The organism is Streptomyces coryli, from assembly GCF_011044975.1.
Lineage (GTDB): Bacteria > Actinomycetota > Actinomycetes > Streptomycetales > Streptomycetaceae > Streptomyces > Streptomyces coryli.
Genome location: NZ_JAAKZV010000596.1, coordinates 1 through 654, shown reverse-complemented (window position 1 = coordinate 654; position 654 = coordinate 1). Strand labels below are relative to the sequence as shown.

1 protein-coding gene is annotated in these 654 nt (G+C 78.7%); it reads left to right on the top strand.

The window, feature by feature from the left end; genetic code table 11:
• Positions 1-120 precede the first annotated feature (120 nt).
• On the top strand, positions 121-654 hold a 534-nt coding region (locus tag G5C51_RS42370), incomplete at its 3' end, for an alpha/beta hydrolase (protein WP_165246277.1).

The following is a 654-nucleotide window of genomic DNA, read 5'->3' as shown; positions in this document are numbered from 1 at the left end:
TCTCCATCCTCCACGCCACTTCCGCCGGAGCGCGTCGGGCGTTCCGCGCCGGACGACCTGCTTGCGCGGCGGCGGGCGGCGGGGCAGGCGACTCCGCCTCCGGCGGAAGTGGCGTGGAGGATGGAGAAGTTGGGGGCGATCCCGGCCGCGGTCGTGGACCCCCCGGGTGTCGTACGCCCGGAAGCGCTGCCGCCGATCGTCCACCTCCACGGCGGCGGCTACCGACTCGGCACAGCCGCCGGCTGGGTCGGCTTCGCAGGTCGGCTGGCGGCGGCGACCGGCCGCCGGGTGATCGTGCCGGACTACCGGCTGGCGCCGGAGCACCCGTTCCCGGCGGCGCTCCATGACGCGGCGGCGGTGTGGCGGGCGGTGGCGGGACGGCGCGCGGACGGTGCGGGCCCTGGCGGGGCGGGCATGGACGGTGCGGCCGTGGACGGTGCGGGCCCGGCCGGTTCAGGCCCCGGCGGCGCCGGCCCCGCCCCCGTACTCACCGGAGACTCGGCCGGCGGCGGCCTGGTCGTCGCCCTGGCCCTCGCACTGCGGGACGGAGCCGTCGCCGCCCCGCCGCCCGCCCGCCTGGCACTCTTTTCGCCACTCCTGGACCTCCGGGCGGAGGCCCGCTCGTACCGCCGCAACGCCGACCGCGACCAACTC